General features: G+C 50.1%; 17 protein-coding genes. 7 read left to right on the forward strand and 10 right to left on the reverse strand.

The features are described from left to right. The first annotated feature begins 127 nt into the window (after positions 1–127). From DT73_RS00890 to DT73_RS00900, 3 genes are all read left to right on the forward strand, one after another. On the forward strand, positions 128–841 hold the full coding sequence (locus DT73_RS00890; RefSeq protein ID WP_036102668.1) for a TerC family protein: 714 nt from the start codon (positions 128–130) through the stop codon (positions 839–841). Between the two features lie 120 nt (positions 842–961). Beyond that, positions 962–1,180, forward strand: coding sequence for a YgdI/YgdR family lipoprotein (locus tag DT73_RS00895; RefSeq protein WP_036102670.1), 219 nt, complete (start codon positions 962–964; stop codon positions 1,178–1,180). A gap of 238 nt (positions 1,181–1,418) precedes the next feature. Next, positions 1,419–2,459: an NADP(H)-dependent aldo-keto reductase gene (locus DT73_RS00900; protein ID WP_036102673.1), complete on the forward strand. Its 1,041-nt coding sequence runs from the start codon at positions 1,419–1,421 to the stop codon at positions 2,457–2,459. A 44-nt stretch (positions 2,460–2,503) separates the two neighbouring features. Here DT73_RS00900 and lplT read toward each other — a convergent pair whose 3' ends face one another. Further along, positions 2,504–3,727 (reverse strand): lysophospholipid transporter LplT, encoded by a 1,224-nt coding sequence (lplT, locus tag DT73_RS00905; protein WP_200874759.1) that lies wholly within the window; start codon positions 3,725–3,727, stop codon positions 2,504–2,506. Further along, positions 3,720–5,879 (reverse strand): bifunctional acyl-ACP--phospholipid O-acyltransferase/long-chain-fatty-acid--ACP ligase, encoded by a 2,160-nt coding sequence (aas, locus tag DT73_RS00910; RefSeq protein WP_036102675.1) that lies wholly within the window; start codon positions 5,877–5,879, stop codon positions 3,720–3,722. The genes lplT and aas overlap by 8 nt, the downstream gene beginning before the upstream one ends. Positions 5,880–6,506: 627 nt before the next feature. On the opposite strand from aas, the gene galR reads away from it, so the two are divergent. Next, positions 6,507–7,523 carry an HTH-type transcriptional regulator GalR gene (gene galR / locus DT73_RS00915; RefSeq protein ID WP_036102677.1) on the forward strand — a complete coding sequence of 339 codons (1,017 nt, stop codon included), beginning with the start codon at positions 6,507–6,509 and terminating at the stop codon, positions 7,521–7,523. On the opposite strand, the gene DT73_RS00920 is transcribed toward galR, so the two are convergent. The 5 genes from DT73_RS00920 to DT73_RS00940 form a co-directional block, all read right to left on the reverse strand. Further along, positions 7,511–7,960: a GNAT family N-acetyltransferase gene (locus DT73_RS00920; RefSeq protein ID WP_036102679.1), complete on the reverse strand. Its 450-nt coding sequence runs from the start codon at positions 7,958–7,960 to the stop codon at positions 7,511–7,513. The genes galR and DT73_RS00920 overlap by 13 nt on opposite strands. After that, positions 7,957–8,730: an FCD domain-containing protein gene (locus tag DT73_RS00925; RefSeq protein ID WP_036102897.1), complete on the reverse strand. Its 774-nt coding sequence runs from the start codon at positions 8,728–8,730 to the stop codon at positions 7,957–7,959. The genes DT73_RS00920 and DT73_RS00925 overlap by 4 nt, the downstream gene beginning before the upstream one ends. 79 nt (positions 8,731–8,809) lie before the next feature. Beyond that, positions 8,810–9,127, reverse strand: coding sequence for a PTS sugar transporter subunit IIB (locus tag DT73_RS00930; RefSeq protein ID WP_036102681.1), 318 nt, complete (start codon positions 9,125–9,127; stop codon positions 8,810–8,812). A gap of 9 nt (positions 9,128–9,136) precedes the next feature. Continuing rightward, on the reverse strand, positions 9,137–10,564 hold the full coding sequence (locus tag DT73_RS00935) for a glycoside hydrolase family 1 protein (protein ID WP_036102684.1): 1,428 nt from the start codon (positions 10,562–10,564) through the stop codon (positions 9,137–9,139). An 8-nt stretch (positions 10,565–10,572) separates the two neighbouring features. Next, entirely contained in the window at positions 10,573–11,904 is a 1,332-nt protein-coding gene (locus tag DT73_RS00940) for a PTS sugar transporter subunit IIC (protein ID WP_036102687.1), read from the reverse strand. Between the two features lie 179 nt (positions 11,905–12,083). Between DT73_RS00940 and DT73_RS00945 the strand changes: the two genes are divergently transcribed. Then, the gene (locus tag DT73_RS00945) at positions 12,084–12,407 is read left to right on the forward strand and encodes a PTS lactose/cellobiose transporter subunit IIA (protein WP_072006883.1); all 324 of its coding nucleotides are present in this window, start codon (positions 12,084–12,086) and stop codon (positions 12,405–12,407) included. Positions 12,408–12,431: 24 nt separating this feature from the next. Here DT73_RS00945 and lysA read toward each other — a convergent pair whose 3' ends face one another. After that, positions 12,432–13,694 carry a diaminopimelate decarboxylase gene (gene lysA / locus DT73_RS00950; protein ID WP_036102691.1) on the reverse strand — a complete coding sequence of 421 codons (1,263 nt, stop codon included), beginning with the start codon at positions 13,692–13,694 and terminating at the stop codon, positions 12,432–12,434. 122 nt (positions 13,695–13,816) lie between these two features. On the opposite strand from lysA, the gene DT73_RS00955 reads away from it, so the two are divergent. Continuing rightward, on the forward strand, positions 13,817–14,755 hold the full coding sequence (locus DT73_RS00955) for a LysR family transcriptional regulator (RefSeq protein WP_036102693.1): 939 nt from the start codon (positions 13,817–13,819) through the stop codon (positions 14,753–14,755). On the opposite strand, the gene DT73_RS00960 is transcribed toward DT73_RS00955, so the two are convergent. Beyond that, complete coding sequence (locus DT73_RS00960; RefSeq protein ID WP_036102695.1) at positions 14,730–15,434, reverse strand: amino acid racemase; 705 nt, start codon at positions 15,432–15,434, stop codon at positions 14,730–14,732. The two genes, DT73_RS00955 and DT73_RS00960, sit on opposite strands and share 26 nt — an antisense overlap. Positions 15,435–15,584: 150 nt before the next feature. Here DT73_RS00960 and DT73_RS00965 point away from each other — a divergent pair, with 150 nt between their 5' ends. Further along, entirely contained in the window at positions 15,585–15,908 is a 324-nt protein-coding gene (locus tag DT73_RS00965; protein ID WP_036102698.1) for a cupin domain-containing protein, read from the forward strand. 52 nt (positions 15,909–15,960) lie between these two features. Here DT73_RS00965 and wzz(fepE) read toward each other — a convergent pair whose 3' ends face one another. Then, entirely contained in the window at positions 15,961–17,121 is a 1,161-nt protein-coding gene (gene wzz(fepE) / locus DT73_RS00970; RefSeq protein WP_051691231.1) for an LPS O-antigen length regulator Wzz(fepE), read from the reverse strand. Positions 17,122–17,417 lie beyond the last annotated feature (296 nt).

The raw sequence follows: 17,417 nt of genomic DNA on the forward strand, positions 1-17,417 counted from the left end.
CAGCCAGAAATATCGCCAGCCGATCCACTCAGAAACAACGCACCCGGAGCCCTTGTAGCGGGCAGCCCTGCAACTCATTCAGGTTTGGGTATATAATATTCCCTTTCTTTTATTTCAGGGTTTTTTGATGTTATTTGCGTGGATAACCGACCCCAATGCATGGCTGGCGCTGGGAACACTGACGCTGCTGGAAATTGTTCTGGGTATCGATAATATTATTTTTCTCTCTCTGGTGGTTGCCAAACTTCCCAAAGCACAACAAAACAAAGCTCGCCGTCTCGGTTTGATGGGTGCGATGGTAATGCGTTTACTGTTACTGGCCTCAATTGCCTGGGTAACGCGCTTAACGAATCCACTTTTCTCTCTGGCGGGCCATGCAATTTCATTGCGTGATTTAATTCTGATGGCTGGCGGGCTATTCCTTATCTGGAAAGCCAGTAAAGAAATTCATGAAACAATAGAAGGTGATGAAGAGAATTTACGTACCAATGTGCACTCTTTTTTCGGTGCCATTGTTCAAATCATGCTGCTCGATATTATCTTCAGTCTGGATTCGGTGATTACCGCGGTAGGTTTGTCTGACCACCTGTTCATAATGATGGCGGCCGTAGTGATTGCCGTCGGTATTATGATGTTCGCGGCCAGGCCGATTGGTGAGTTCGTCAGCCGTCATCCTTCAGTAAAAATGCTGGCACTTTCTTTTTTGATCCTGGTGGGTTTCACCCTCATTTTGGAAAGCGTCGGCATCCATATACCTAAGGGCTACATTTATTTCGCAATGTTCTTCTCAATTGCCGTAGAAAGCCTGAATTTGTTACGAAATAAAAAAAACTCGCATTAATTTTACTGTGCGCGTGACCAACGCGCACTTATTTACATTTTTTCAGAATATACTGCTTCCTGAATTCCGCCCAATTCGCTATTACTAGTATAACTTCGCAACCCTGAGAGGAAAATAATGATGAATAAATGGGCTGTAGCCATTTCCGCCGTGGGTCTGGTTTTTACTGTTTCTGGTTGTAGCAGCGATTACGTTATGGCAACCAAAGATGGCCGAATGATCCTTACTGATGGTAAGCCTCAGGTTGATAACGACACTGGCATGATCAGCTATGAAGACCAGAAAGGGAATAAGTTACAAATCAACCGCAACGAAGTTTCACAAATTATCAAACGCTAAACCTCAACCCGGCTGGCTCTGTGCCAGCCTGTAATTTTTTACTTCCCCTTTGCCGCCCGCTCTGCCATTTTGATAGCCCCCAGCAATTAAATTGTGGTGGGCTTGCAGAATACGTCACGATAAATCTGGCCCCATGAGGCCTCGCAGTCTGCACGCCAACCCGCCTGTACAATTGAATGGCAGGAAACTGTTGTCGGGAAGCGACTCGTTGTAAACAACAAAAAGAAGGAAACCGGCTATGCATTATCACCGTATTCCCCACAGCTCACTTGAAGTCAGCGCCCTGGGCCTTGGGACAATGACATTTGGTGAGCAAAACAGCGAAGCTGAGGCCCATCTTCAGCTCGACTACGCCGTAAACCAGGGCATTAACCTGATAGATGTCGCAGAAATGTACCCCGTGCCCCCCCGCCCGGAAACTCAGGGGCTGACCGAAACCTACGTGGGCAACTGGTTACATAAACGTGGTAACCGGGAAAAACTGGTTATTGCTTCAAAAGTGAGTGGCCCTTCACGCAATAGTGACAGTGGAATCCGGCCAGAGCAGTGCCTTGACCGCAAAAATATCCGTGCGGCGCTGGATGCCAGCCTGAAACGTCTGCAAACCGACTACCTTGACCTGTATCAGGTTCACTGGCCACAACGTGCCACCAACTGTTTCGGTAAGCTGGGTTATACCTGGACTGAAAACAAGCCTGCGGTGACGTTGCTGGAAACGCTGGAAGCCTTAACGGAATTGCAACGCGCCGGGAAGATTCGTTATATCGGTGTTTCCAACGAAACCGCCTGGGGCGTGATGCGCTATCTCAATCTGGCAGAAAAACACGACCTGCCGCGTATTGTGACCATTCAGAACCCGTACAGTTTGCTTAACCGCAGTTTCGAGGTAGGCCTGGCAGAGGTGAGCCAGTATGAAGGTGTAGAGTTGCTGGCGTATTCGTGCCTCGCGTTTGGTACGCTGACAGGTAAATACCTTAATGGAGCCCGCCCGGCGGGTGCCAGAAACACATTATTCAGCCGTTTTACCCGTTACAGTAGTGAACAGGCAGAACAGGCCGTAGCCGCTTATGTCGACGTGGCAAAACGCCATAATCTGGACCCGGCACAGATGGCGCTGGCATTTGTTCGCCAGCAGGCGTTTGTTGCCAGCACCTTGCTGGGGGCAACCAGTATTGAACAGTTAGCAACAAATATTGGCAGCTATAACCTGACACTGTCTGAAGATGTGCTGGCAGAGCTGGAAGCGGTACACAAGCGCTATACCTACCCGGCACCATAACCACTGCGTTGCCTGTTTTCACAGGCAACGTTACCCCTGGCCCGTTAAGGCGCTGTGCGCTGGCGGGCTTTTTTATCCTGGCCGCGCTTCCACACCCACAGGCCACTGATAGCCACAGCAAACAACACACCAAACCCAACACCAATGCCAATCACCGGTACACCCACTTTCACCGCCAGTGAGTAGAGGCCAAGCATCAGCAACATGGCGATGTTTTCACCCAGGTTTTGGACTGCAATAGCATTGCCTGCTCCCACAGTATGTTTACCTCTGTCCTGTAACAGAGCATTCAGTGGCACAACAAAAAAGCCGCCCAACATACCAATCACCATCAACAGGATATAAGCAGGCAACAGGCTGTGTTGTACGGCAAAAAAGGCCACACCGACACCAATCAGCACCCCGGCAGGCATGCACCGGGCAACCGTTTTAAGCGTTACCAGGCGCGCGGCAGCTCCTGCACCAGCCACAATGCCAATCGCCACCATCGCGTTAAGATAGGTTGGCGTAGCGTTGTCCGTCAGCCCCAGCGCAACAGGCACCCACAGCACCAATAAGAAACGCAGAGTCACCCCTGCCCCCCAGAACATGCTGGTACCCACCAGTGAAAAACGGGTCTCTCCCATGTGCCAGAGTGTGCGGCAGGCCAAAGAAAAGTGCGCCACCATTTTTCCCGGATGCCAGGATAACCCGGTACGTGCAGGTTGCAGGCGGGGAATCAAAAAGTTTGCTGCAACAGCACCGCCATAAACCAGTACACACACTCCCAGTGCCGCCAGTATGTGCCAGTCGGCCAGTACTCCCCCGGCCACTGAGCCCATAAGAATGGCGGCAATAGTTGAGGACTCCATCAAACCATTAGCTTTAACTAAACGGTCACCGGTAGTCAGCTCGCCCAAAATGCCATATTTCGCTGGCGAGTATGCCGCCGCGCCAATACCAACCAGGGTATAGCCGACAAACGGGTTAAACCCGGCACAAATCACCGCTGCGCCAAACAATTTCAGGGCGTTGGCAATCATCATTACTCGCCCTTTGGCAAGGCTGTCCGCAAACTGCCCCACAAAAGGAGCAAACAAAATATAGGCGCCAACAAATACCATTTGCAGTACAGGCTGGCTCCAGTCCGGGTAGAATTGCTGTTTCAGTACTGCCAGCGTGGCAAACAGCAATGCATTATCGCCAAACGCAGACAGAAACTGCGCCACCATCACCGCCATCATGCCACGCGAATACAACCCCTGCTGCACCTCTGGCGCCTTAGCCATTAACGTTTTCTCCTTCAGCAACCATACTGGTCAGGGTAACAAAATCAGGCTTGCCACTGCCCAGCAACGGCAATTGTTTAAGGAAGCGAATATCACGGGGAACCGCCAGTTCTGGCATGCCCTGCTCACGCGCCTGGCGCAACAAACGTTCGCGAGTCAGTTCGCTGTCTGTGGTATACAGCACCAGCGCTTCACCTTTACTGGCATCATGGCGGATAACCGTGGCATGTAATTTTTCCGGGGAAACTCCCAGCGCCAGTTGCTCGACGGCCTCCAGTGAAACCATTTCCCCGGCAATCTTGGCAAAACGCTTTGCGCGCCCCTGAATAACGCAGAACCCCTGGTTATCAAACGCAACAATATCGCCAGTGTCGTACCAGCCCTCTTCAGACTCACCATGCTGGTTTTCTGCACAAGGCGTTTCCAGAAAGCCCGGTTTCTCTACCCGCAAGTAACCTTTCATGATATTAGGCCCTTTGAGCTGTAACCGCCCGCCTTCACTGATACCTGGTACGGCCAACAAGCGTGCATCCATTCCCGGAAGAATACGCCCCACAGTGCCACTTTTTGCGGCCATAGGGACATTGATTGATACCACGGGAGCACATTCCGTCACGCCATAACCTTCCAGCACACGTAACCCAAATTTCTCCTGCCATAATGCGCGGGTTGTTTCCTGGAGTTTTTCGGCCCCAGCCACGACATAGCGAACTTTGAAGAAATCGTAAGGGTTAGCAAAACGCCCATAATTGGCGAGGAATGTAGGAGTACCGAATAACACCGTGCAGTTACGGTCATACACCAGTTCAGGGACAACCCGGTAATGTAACGGGCTCGGGTAGAGAAAAACCTCGGCACCTGTCAGCAAAGGGGTTAATAACCCAACGGTTAACCCGAATGAATGGAACAAGGGTAGCGCCGACATAAAGCGATCATGCGCGGAAAAATCGGCAATAGTGCGAATTTGCTCAACGTTTGCCAGCAAGCTTTTGTGGCTGTGTACCACGCCTTTCGGGTGGCCTTCAGAACCGGAAGTAAACAAAACCAGAGCTTCGTCTTCAGGTTGCTGAGCGACCTGAGCACAGCGAGGCACCAGAAGATGTGCGAAGATCCAGACCTTATCACTGAATGTGATATCGGCTTTTAAATCCTCGAGAAATACCCATTTAACCTGAGTCAGTTGCTCCGGCAGGTGCCATAGTTTGCCTTTATCAAGAAACTGCCTGGACGTGAATACCGTTTTAATCTCTGCGGCAGTAATCGCGCTGGTCAGCCCTTTAACCCCGGCCGTGTAATTCATCATGGCCGGAATTCGCCCCCGGGAAACAGCCCCGAAAATAACTGCGGCCGAAATACCGGCATTAGGCAACATCAGGCCAATTCGCTCGCCTTTCTGGCTGTATTTTTCGAGTACCCGGCCAACAAAGAGGATCTTGGTCAGTAACTTCCGGTAGGTGTCTGGAGTGAAATTGATATCTTCAATGCAGTTTTTGCGGGAACCATAGCGGTGCTGTGCTGACAACAGCGCTTCAAACAACGTTTCGCGCGGGCGAACAGCCATACGCGCTTCCATCATGATTTGATGTAGCATTTCCCCGGCCATGCGGCGGCGGTCACGCGCTTTAGGGGCCTGTGGCATAGACAATGAGGTCGGGGGAAGGATATGCAGCGTAATTCGTGGAAACAGGCAGCGTTTGACCACCCCTTTCAGGCGGCTGAAAAATGTCAGTTCAGCACCATCAATACGCAACGGTACAACAGTCGCCTGTGTTTTGGCAGCAACAAACCCGGCACCATCATAGATTTTCATCAGTGAACCCGTTGTACTGATACGCCCCTCCGGGAATATCACTACCGGCCTGCCCTGCTCCACCAGGCGAACCAGGTGCTTTATCGACATCGGTTTTGTCGGGTCCAGCGGAACAAAATCAATAATGGGGCGCAACCAGCGCATAAACCATTGGTTACTTATGGAGGTATAAACCGCAAAAACGGGCCTGACGGGAAGGAACAACGCCAGCAATACGCCATCGAGAAAAGAGACATGATTCGGCGTAATCAGCACCCGCTCACTGGACAGTGCCGTTTTATCCCCACTGACAGTGACGCGAAACATTATTCTGAATACTGCGCGAAAAAGACCAAAAAGCATATCAACTCCCTTTGTAGTCGGAAACCTGTACAGTCAGAAATGAATACAGGGAAAGAGAGTACACGACTTGCCAGACGGGAGCGACTGAATATCTGCAGAGTAAAAAAAACCTGCGCATCCGCGCAGGCTGGTGTAATGCTTGAGTTCAGCTGAAATTGGCTGACATCACCTATCAATACCTCTGGGACTCTTATCCTGACCGGTAGACAGGTAATACACCACCTCTAAAAAGCAAGTAAATTGGGCGAATTGCAACCAGGTATGTCCTTTCCCGGTTTATGTTACAACCCTGAAAAAAGGCAAAAAAAAACCTGCGCATCCGCGCAGGCTGGTGTAATTCATGTGTTCAGCTGAAATTGGCTGACATCACCTATCAATACCTCTGGGACAATCAATGTATCAGCAGGCTCCTTTACACCGCCACCCGGGAATCGCAACAGGCTTTCGCAAAGTGTAAGCAAAAATTTGCCCTGACACGCTTTCCGTTCATCCCACATAAACCGATTACACTATTTTGCTTTTTTTTGTGAGATGGCCTGGCAGAGCAGCAGGCATTTACTTGATGTGATGGGGTTTTTCCGCAACACTAAAGAAAGTGTAATCGCTTCCCCTAAAATAAGGTCTGCTATGGCGACAATAAAGGATGTGGCCCGGCTGGCAGGTGTTTCTGTCGCCACTGTTTCGCGCGTCATCAATGACTCCCCAAAGGCCAGCGAGGCATCACGCCTGGCGGTGACAAGTGCTATGCAGGAACTGAACTACCACCCCAATGCAAATGCACGGGCGCTGGCACAACAGAATACTGAAACGATTGGTCTGGTCGTTGGTGATGTTTCTGATCCTTTTTTTGGGGCGATGGTAAAAGCAGTAGAACAAGTGGCTTACCACACGGGCAATTTCTTGCTGATAGGCAATGGCTACCATATTGAGAAAAAAGAGCACCAGGCCATTGAGCAACTGATACGCCACCGTTGTGCCGCACTGGTGGTTCACGCCAAGATGATCCCGGACAATGAACTGGTTCCATTGATGCGGCAAATCCCCGGAATGGTGTTAATCAACCGTACGCTACCTGGTTATGAAAAACGCTGTGTGGCACTGGACGACCGCTATGGTGCATTTATTGCCACCCGGCACCTGATTCAGCAAGGGCATACAGAGATTGGTTACTTGTGCTCCAACCACCAGATATCTGATGCCACTGACCGCCTGCAAGGTTATTACGATGCCCTGAAAGCTCATGATATCCCCACCCAGGACAGGCTGGTGGCTTTTGCCGAGCCAGATGAAAGTGGCGGCGAGCAGGCAATGACCGAGTTGCTGGGCAGAGGGCGCAATTTTACTGCCGTTGCCTGTTATAACGACTCAATGGCAGCAGGTGCGATGGGGGTTTTAAGCGATAATGGCATCGAAGTGCCACGGGAAATTTCACTGATTGGCTTTGATGATATTCTCATTTCCAGGTACATGCGCCCGCAATTAACCACAGTACGTTACCCTATCGTCACCATGGCGACACAGGCCGCAGAGTTAGCGCTTGCCCTTGCGGAAAACAGGCCCATTCCGGAAATTACGCATATGTTCAGCCCGACTTTGGTACGCCGCCATTCAGTCACGGCGCCTGCGGACTCTCATAACGACTGATGGTAGAGATGAACGGGTTTGTCTGGCGCATCCAGCCCGTCACCAATGTAGTGCCAGCCAAAGCGCTCGTAGTACTCTTTACAGGCCGAATACAGATACAGGTCACTAAACCCTTGTTTGCGGGCGTACTGCATTACATGGTGCTGTAGCGACTCCCCCAGCCCTTGCCCACGCCATGGGGTATCGACATACAGGGCTGCCAGCCAGGGCCATAAATCCTGGCGGCTTATCAAATCACACCGCCATAACCCTACCGTCCCACAAAGTTGCCCCTGTTCACTGGCAACAAAAGTAACGGGCAAAGCGCCAGGCAGCTGGCTGTGCTGAACTACGCTGGCATAAAAACCAGCATAATCTGCCCCACCGAAAGCTTCGGTGAGCCAGCGGGTAACCTGTGGTGCAAAATGCGCAGCCTGGTACAGAGGCTGGATTATCATTGCAGTTTCCCCTGGAAAATGGGAACAGATTCAAACAGGTAACCATCGAAATCTGGTGCGTCTGCATCAGAGAACTCCAGCATACTGTGTTTGAGATTTTCTAAATGCTGCCACATTGCCTGCCATGCGCCCATCACATCACGGCGGCGGAGTGCGGCCAAAATGGTCTGGTGATCCCCCATCCATTTAAGCCGGTAAGCACGCGTTTCAATATGCCCGCGCATGTGCTGCCATAACGGGCTGGCATCCATATGGCGCCAGATACTTTCCACAGTCTCCAGTAGCATCTGGTTTTGTGAAGACCCCGCCAGCACCAGGTGAAAAACCTTATTGTTATCCTGGCTGGTATCATTCAGCGCAATAGCACGCTGCTCTTGCTCCAGAATGCGTTTGAGGTTATCGATGTCGGCTTTCGTCGCCATTTTCGCCGCAAAGGCAGCAATATTGCTCTCGAGTAACTGCCTGGCCTGCAGCATTTCAAACGGACCAATTTCACTATTAAAAAAGCGCTCTTCTTCCTCTTCATTTTCCGCCGGAATACGCATCACATACACACCGGATCCCTGGCGAATATCCACCACACCCTGCAGTTCAAGCATAAGCAGCGCTTCCCTGACGATAGTGCGACTGACCCCATATTTTTCAGCAATCATGCGCTCAGTGGGCAAACGGGATCCCACAGGATGCAGCCCCTGAATAATATGATTTCTGAGATCGTCGCCTATCTCCTGATACTGTTTTTTTTCTGGCGGAACGGCCATCTTTTCCACGATGTCACCTGCGAGCATTACAATCAGCATAAAGCCGCCGGGAAAAACGCCACACGCCTGTTCCCGGCGGAAATTTATGCTAGCTTACCAAACTCATTGCCTGATCGAGAACTTTCGCACCGTTAAGCGTGCCATAGGCCACAGGATCGATAACGGCTATCGGGATCTGGTGTGCATCCGTCAACTTTTTGTTTTCAGCCAATTTAAACCGCACTTGCGGCCCCAGCAGCACCGCCTGAATATCAGCACCAAAGCTTTCCAGTTCATCACGCAGGCCCTGTTCCGCAATTGCGTAAATTTCAACCGTCATGCCACGCTGCTCGGCTTCCTTACGCATTTTGGTCACCACCAGTGAAGTGGACATCCCGGCAGAACAACACAGTACAATACGTTTCATGGTTATCCCCTATTTCCATTCATCATCAAGTGACAAAGCCAACACCCTTGAATCGCGAATCTGGCGAAACCAGTGTGCTGATTTTTTCAGGCGACGGTCACGGTTATTTTCAAGGTCGATTTCGACCAGCCCATAGCGGTTTTTGAATGCGTTCATTGGCGAAACATTGTCAGTAAAAGCCCACACCATATAGCCAAGGCAATTTGCGCCAACTTCACGGGCACGCAATGCCTGAAAGAGATGTTCGCTATAGAATTCAATGCGGTAGTCATCTTCAATTACACCATCGCTGTTACGAAAACGCCCTTCATTTTCAATGCCCATACCATTTTCTGCGATGAACCACGGTATGTTGCGGTAGTCCGTTTTCAGGCGCATAGCCATGTCATAAATGATTTGTGGGTAGATTTCCCAACCCCGGGATGTATTCATTCGCCGTCCGGGCAGTGCAAAAGGCTCGTAATAGCAGGCAGGGTGAAAGGGCGTTTCCGGGTTCCAGGCATGAGAAGGCGCCTGAACCCGATGGGGGTAATACAGATTGATACCCAGTTCATCAACGCAGTTATCCCGCATCACAGCAAGATCGTTTTCGCTGTAATGCCAGGCAACTTCATGGCGGGCGAGTGTATCCAGCAGCAATTCGGGATAGCAACCATGCACCATTGGGTCAAGAAACACCCTGTTGTAGAACAAATCATACATCTGTGCAGCTTTTTGATCATGAGCCGCACTGGAACGCGGATAGGTGACTTCCGGATTCAGGATGCAGCCAATCGTACCCGGATACCCTTTTTCCCTGAATAACTGGATAACTTTCGCTGTTGCAAGGTTCTTGTGGTGATTCCATTGCATCCAGGTGCCCGTATTTTGCTCATGAGGCCAGCGCAGAGCATCCAGATATACCCGGGTTTGCACCACAACCGGCTCATTAAACGTATACCAACGGCGTACCTTTGCATGGAAACGTTCAAATACTTTCCCGGCGTAACGCACAAACAGCTCAACAACCTCGCTGGACGCCCAGCCTCGGGCGTTGTCAAATAACTCAGCCGGCAGCTCATAATGTTCCAGGCAGAGCATGGGCTCAATACCTGCAAGAGTCAGCTCATCAAGCACATTATCAATGTATGTCGCATAGTCTTCATCGACCACAGCATTACGGTAATCGGTGAAAAAACGGGACCAGTTAATTGAGGTCCGAAAATGTGTCAACCCGGCCTGTTTCATCAGGGCGACATCTTCTTTGTACCGTTGATAGAAGTTCGTGGCGACAGCAGGACCATAGCCGTTATGCCATACATGGCGTTCGCGTTTGTACCATGCGTCCATCCATGAATCCTGCCCGGGCTGCTTGCCCTGCCAACCTTCCGTCTGCCAGGCTGAAGCGGCAGCGCCTAAAATAAAATCATCAGGAATAGTTTTCGTTATTGATGCCATGATTTCCCTCACGCATTAGTGGGTGTAGCACTTTGCTGGCGTTGTGCCTGCTCTGCACGGTACGAAGCGATTTTTACAAAGGGTAAATAGATCAGTACCGAAACCAGGATGCACACCAGTTGAGTTACCACTGCGCCCATAGAACCTGCTGTTGAAAGCCAGGCATTGATCAACGGTGGCGTTGTCCAGGGCACCATAACGACGGCTTTGCCAGCAAACCCGGTTACCGTGGCAAAATAGCCAATCGTTCCTGTGACCAGCGGTGTAATAATGAAAGGCACAGCGAGAATGGGGTTGAGCATAATCGGCATACCAAATATGACGGGCTCATTAATATTGAACACACCAGGCCCAATAGAGAGCTTGGCTATTTCCTTCATCTCTTTGCGCCGGGTGGCAATCATTACCGCAAGCAACAAGCCAATTGTCAGGCCTGAGCCACCAATACTCATGTAAACATCCCAAAATGGCATGGTAATAATATTCGGCACTTCTTTGCCCTGCTCAAATGCCGACATATTGACGGTAATCGCCCCAAGCAAAAGTGGCTCGCGAATGGGCTTGATCATCTGGTTACCATGAATGCCTATCACCCAAAATAACTGGGCAACAAACATCAATAACAGTATTCCCGGTAAGCTTTGTACTACCCGCTCCAACGGCTGCTGTACCACCTGGTATACTGCATCATATAAATACATACCGGTGAGCTGATGGAAGATAAAACCCAGGGTGGCAATCAGTGATGTTGTGATAATTGCCGGGATAAGTGCAGAAAAAGAGGCAGACACATTGGGCGGTACGGTGTCAGGCATCTTAATTTTCAGGCGGTCGCGGTTTTCCAGCCAGGTATAGATTTCCACCGAAAAAATGGCGATAAACATGCCAAGAAACAAGCTGCGGGTATCAGAAAACTGCCGGGCCAGCACATCTTTCACCATATGTAACTGACCATCCACCATCATTTCCACAGTGGTTGGTGTGACACAGATAAAACAGATCACCGCCAGCAACCCCGGGAACAGGGTTTTCATGCCATTAATCCGCCCCAATTCAATACCGATTAAAAACACCGCACCGATATTGAGGAAGTTTAATGTGGCGTAATTCAGTGCACTGGTAATCGGTTTCAGGGTTGAAAGGAAAGAGAACATCTCAAAACTGGCTAATCCATTTTTGGAATCCAGCACCATATTCGAGATAAGCACAGAGAATGCACCGACTATAATCACTGGCATCAGTGTAATGAATGCAGCTTTGATTGCCATGATATAGCGGTAGCTATTGAATCGGGTGGCAAAACTCCCAAGGGAGTCGATAAGCTTTTCCTGTAAGGCCATGAGTTAATACCTCATATCGCAATTATTGTTATGTCAACGTGGGTACAGCAACCTCTATTTGGCATACCAAAAAGTAGTATCAGAGAGGTTAATAAACTGTGACGAAATTCTCACAAGACAAATTTGGTATTCCAGTAAGATGTGTTTTGTGAATTTTGGCATACCAAATAAGGTGAATTATGTTCGACTTTGAAAATTGCGTAATGGGGTTACTGGTTCATGCAGGAGAAGCGCGTTCATGTGCCATGCAGGCGATGCAACTGGCCCGTGAGAAACAATGGGACGAAGCACGCAAAGCACTGGCTGACGCGGATGCTGCAGCCAGAGAAGCGCACAAAGTACAAACCGCGTTAATCAGCGAAGATGAAGGTAGTGGGAAAGTTGCCGTGCCGTTGATCCTGGTTCATGCCCAGGATCATCTGATGACAGCCATGCTATGCAGGGATCTGGCAGAAGAAGTTATTCTCCTGCGTGAAGAGATTTGGCATACGAAGCAAGGCTAACCAGCCTTGCCTGTTCCTGCTGTATTAACATTGCTCAAGTTGCAGCAATTCATCAATGGTCTGGCGTCGGCGAATCAGGCGCGGGACGCCCTGCTCGAATAACACTTCCGGCAGTAATGGGCGGCTGTTGTAATTAGATGACATAGAAGCGCCATATGCCCCGGTATCATGCAGTACCAGGTAGTCACCAACATGCACTTCAGGTAACTGGCGTGGCTCGACCATGCCACCTTCCAGTTGGGTAAAGACATCGCCAGATTCACACAACGGGCCTGCGACAACGGTATCCCGGGTGGAGGCCATATCAACACTGCGCCCCGCTCCGGGCAACACAGAGATATGGTGATAACTGCCGTACATGGCCGGGCGCATCAGGTCATTAAAACCGGCGTCCACCAGCACAAAGTGGCGGCTGCCCATATCTTTCACGCCGCGTACCTGGGTAACCAGCACACCCGCTTCAGCCACCAGAAAACGGCCAGGTTCAATTTCCAGTTTTACCGGATGCCCTAAATGTGCAGCAATTTTCTCGCGTGCTGCATTCCACAGGCCAAAATAATGCGCAGTGTTAATCGCTTCTTCATCGTAATGATAGGGAATAGACAAACCGCCACCAGCTGAAATGGCTTCAAGATCCTGACCGAACTGCACCACCTGGTTGACCATGGCGTCGCACACTTGTTCCAGATGGCCGTAGTCGACACCCGATCCAATATGCATATGCAGCCCCACCAGTTTCAGTTGATAACGCTGAATCACGCGCAATGCTTCTGGTAAATCTGCATACCAAATACCGTGCTTGCTGTTTTCCCCACCGGTGTTGGTTTTCTGGCTGTGCCCATGACCAAACCCCGGGTTAATACGCAGCCAGACACGGTGACCAGGAGAACTCTGGCCGACCTGTTCCAGCATATCCACCGAACCGGCATTAACAGGAATGTGCAGTTCGCGCACCCGCTCAAGCGTTGCCTCATCAATCACGTCTGCCGTAAAGACCATATCATCACTATGTGTAAGTGGGTCAAACCCCGCGACCATAGCACGCTCAATTTCCCCCAGAGAAACGGCATCTACCCGAACCCCATGTTCACGCATCAGGCGAAGAATATGGGTGTTTGAACAGGCCTTTTGGGCAAAGCGAATTACATCAAACTGGGCGAGTTGCGCAATCTGCCGGGTGATAACGTCAGCATCGTAAGCCCATACCGGGCACCCGAACTTTTCCACCAGTGGTAATAAATGAGTGGTATTTAACGCAGTTTCAGTGGTGTTCAGCGGACGTGGCATAACGGATTCTCCCGGCTCGGTAAAAGGCAATAACGCCATTACGCCATACTCAGCAAAAAATAAAAAATATCGCTTTTTGTTAACTCCATGCAAAAATGATATGGATTTTGGAGGGGAACAATATGCCAGCAATCAATTTACGCCAGATAGAGATCTTCCATGCGGTAATGACAACCGGCAACCTGACAGAGGCTGCCGGGCTCCTGAACACGTCTCAGCCTACGGTAAGCCGTGAACTGGCGCGTTTTGAAAAAATTGCTGGCCTGCAATTATTTACCCGGGTTCGTGGGCGGTTGCACCCCACAGCGCAGGGCCTGCGGTTGTTTGAAGAAGTTCAGCGCTCCTGGTATGGGCTTGACCGTATTATTGATGCAGCCGAGAGTTTGCGTGAATTTCGCCAGGGAGAACTGTCGCTGGTGTGTTTGCCGGTTTTTTCCCAGTCACTGCTACCCGCTTTAATTCAACCTTTTCTGGCGCGTTACCCTGAGTTAAGCCTGACCATTGTTCCCCAGGAATCACCCGTGCTGGAAGAGTGGCTGTCTGCCCAGCGTCATGACCTGGGCTTAACAGAAACCACCAGCACACCGGCAGGTACATCACGCCAGACGCTGGCAACACTCAATGAAGTATGCGTACTACCCGCCGGCCACCCACTGGGAAACAAACCTTGCCTGGAGCCATCTGATTTTAGTGGTGAAAACTTTATTAGTTTGTCTCGCCAGGACAGCTATCGCCAGTTGCTGGATGCATTATTTCAGGAGCATAAAGTTAAACGCCGCATGGTGGTGGAAACCCACAGTGCGGCGTCAATTTGTGCCATGGTGAAAGCGGGCGTGGGGGTTTCGGTCGTGAATCCTTTTACCGCTCTGGATTATGCCGGGCGCGATATCATCGTCCGGCCTTTTAGTGTGGACGTCCCGTTCACAGTGAGCCTGATTCGCCCACTGCACCGCCCTGCTTCCGCCCTGGTTGATGCCTTCAGTGCGCATATGTCCCAGGCCATAACCACTGTCACGCAGCCACTTGCATCCTTACTTAAGCAGGGCAATCCGCCAGCATAAACGCCAGGGCATCTTCAACATGAATCGCAGTGGTATCAAAGACAGGCAGGGGAACATCTTCCTGCTTGATCAGTAAACCAATTTCCGTACAGCCGAGAATAATCCCTTGCGCCCCGCGGGCAATCAGGCCTTCGATGGCGTCCAGAAAAGCGGTTTTCGCCTCTGGAGTGATTTGGCCCATACACAGTTCATCAAAGATTATCCGGTTGATATTCTGGCGTTGTTCTGCGGGCGGTACCAGGCACTCCAGGCCAAAGTTTTGTGCCAGGCGGCCTGTCAGGAAATCCTGCTCCATGGTATAGCGGGTACCCAACAACCCCAGGCGTTGAATTCCGGCCTGAGCAATGTTGCGCCCTGTAGCATCGGCAATGTGTAAAAATGGCAACGAGCAGGCCGCTTCAATTTGGTCTGCAACCCGGTGCATGGTATTGGTACACAATACAATGCCCTGCGCACCAGCCGCCTGCAGGCCCTGCGCTGCACAGGCAAGTATTTCCCCGGCTTTTGCCCACTGCCCTGAAGCCTGGCAAGCCTCAATTTCATAAAAATCAACGCTATGTAATACAATTTTGGCGGAGTGCAGACCACCCAGTCGCGCTTTAATACCTTCATTAAGTAACTGATAATAAGGCAGAGTGGACTCCCAGCTCATACCGCCAATCAGGCCCAGTGTTTTCATCCTTCACCTCCTGTAAATACTCACAGACTACCCTGTTCAGATAAGTAATAAAACGTGATCCCACTTCCAAATCCCTGGGTCATCGTTTCTTTTCTCAGTTGAGTGCTATAAAATAATTGAAACAATGTTTCACTATCATGGAATCCACACATGTTTACGTTTATCAAAGAAACCGAACTTGAAGATCTGGGCGCAGGTGTTTCCCGCCGTATTCTGGCGCATGATGGCAATATGATGGCAGTTGAAGTGCATTTTGAAACAGGCGCTGTCGGCCCAATGCATAATCACCCCCACGAACAATTAACCTATGTTCTGGCTGGCGAGTTTGAATTCACCATTGGTGATGAAACCCATGTGGTTACCGCTGGTGATACGCTCTACAAACAGCCTAATATCATGCATGGCTGTGTATGCCTGAAAGCCGGTAAATTGTTGGATACCTTTACGCCAATGCGGCAAGATTTTCTGAAGTAAGCGGTTCGCCAGGCCGGGCGACAGAATACCGCCAGGCCTGTGCACAAGCAGATTAAATACCGGATTCTTTCACCGGGTCCGGGTTCCAACCCATTATACGCGCCTTTTGTTGTTGCACCGCTTGTTTACCAAACGTCCACATACAGAAAGCACACGCCCCAAATAAAGCCGCAATCACCGCCACAAAGAGCCTTGAAATACCATCTTTCTTGATGGGTAAAGAAGGCGACATCTGATAACGGAAAGGAGAGAAATCAATCTCCTTAATTTTTACTGCTTCCAGTTGTTCAAGGACATGTTGCTGATTAAGCAAATCAGCATTAAGTTCTGCAACATCATGAATCGACTTCTCTATATTGAGTTTTTCCGCCAGGCCATGAGACCCCAGAGCGATGCTGAAATCCGGGTCATCATTCACTACCTGGCCACTGCTATAGACCGGTTCTTTGATACCTGCGGCATTTGCGACAGCCAGGGAATAATTCAGGCGCTGAATCGCAACATTGTGTGCATTTTCCAGCCGCGTGCGTTCCAGGTTCAGTTGGCGTTGTTTATAGCGAACATTAAGCGTCAGGTCGTCCTGAATGGTTTTTACTTCCTCCGCCACCACCTGCTTCATTACGTATTCGATATACCCGGTGAGTACCTGTTGTGCATCCTGCGCATCGGGTGCGGTAAACTTCAGCGTCCAGGATTCATAAGGGCTGTTTTCAGGGTGCTTTGCATCTACATCAGATGCAGCGGTTATCTTGCCAGAGACCTGAACCACCGCGCGGTGTAAGTCATCAGCAGTATATTTCGCCCCATCTAATTGAGACAAAATAAACGGTGACTGGGACAAGTAACTCGCTTTCAGCGTCTGGGAGTCAAACTTTTTCAAAAAGGATTTGAACAACTTTTGCGGGTCAACATGGCGCTCAACGCCCAACACGTTGAGGGGGATTAACTGGCTCCTCAGAGCTTCAAGCTGAAAACTTTCGGCTGGTGTGACAACTGCCTCGCTGGTCCATTTCTGGGGCAACAGAAAAGTTATCGCCACCCCAATGAGTGCACACAGAAGTGTGAACATAATTAACTGTTTTTTAACCTGTCCAAGTAAGGAAAGCAAAGCAATTAAGTCGATTTCATTCTCTGGACGTGATAAAGCGAGTGATTCATTCCCATTAAAAAAATCAGTTTTCCCCTGATTTTTCAAAGCACTTTGCACTGTCATCGTATCCCTCTAAGGTCTTTGCTACTGGTGTACATGCATCCTGCAAGACCGATTTATAATGTTATACAAAACAAAATTTTAACAAAATTATTCTGTCAGATTTCTGACCGTTAACACTTTACCGCACTCAATCGGCTGAAAATAGGAAAATTCCCCTTCCACTACTAAAAATGGTAGAACCTGACACCTTCCTCTGCTCCCTGTCCGTACAGGCAAAAACCTCTGTCACATCAAATTTTCAAAACATCGTTTCGACTTTGATCACATTTCCATTAAACAGCGAATGACGGCGAATA

Origin of the sequence: Mangrovibacter sp. MFB070, from assembly GCF_000705335.1 — a bacterium.
In the GTDB taxonomy this organism is placed as follows: domain Bacteria; phylum Pseudomonadota; class Gammaproteobacteria; order Enterobacterales; family Enterobacteriaceae; genus Mangrovibacter; species Mangrovibacter plantisponsor.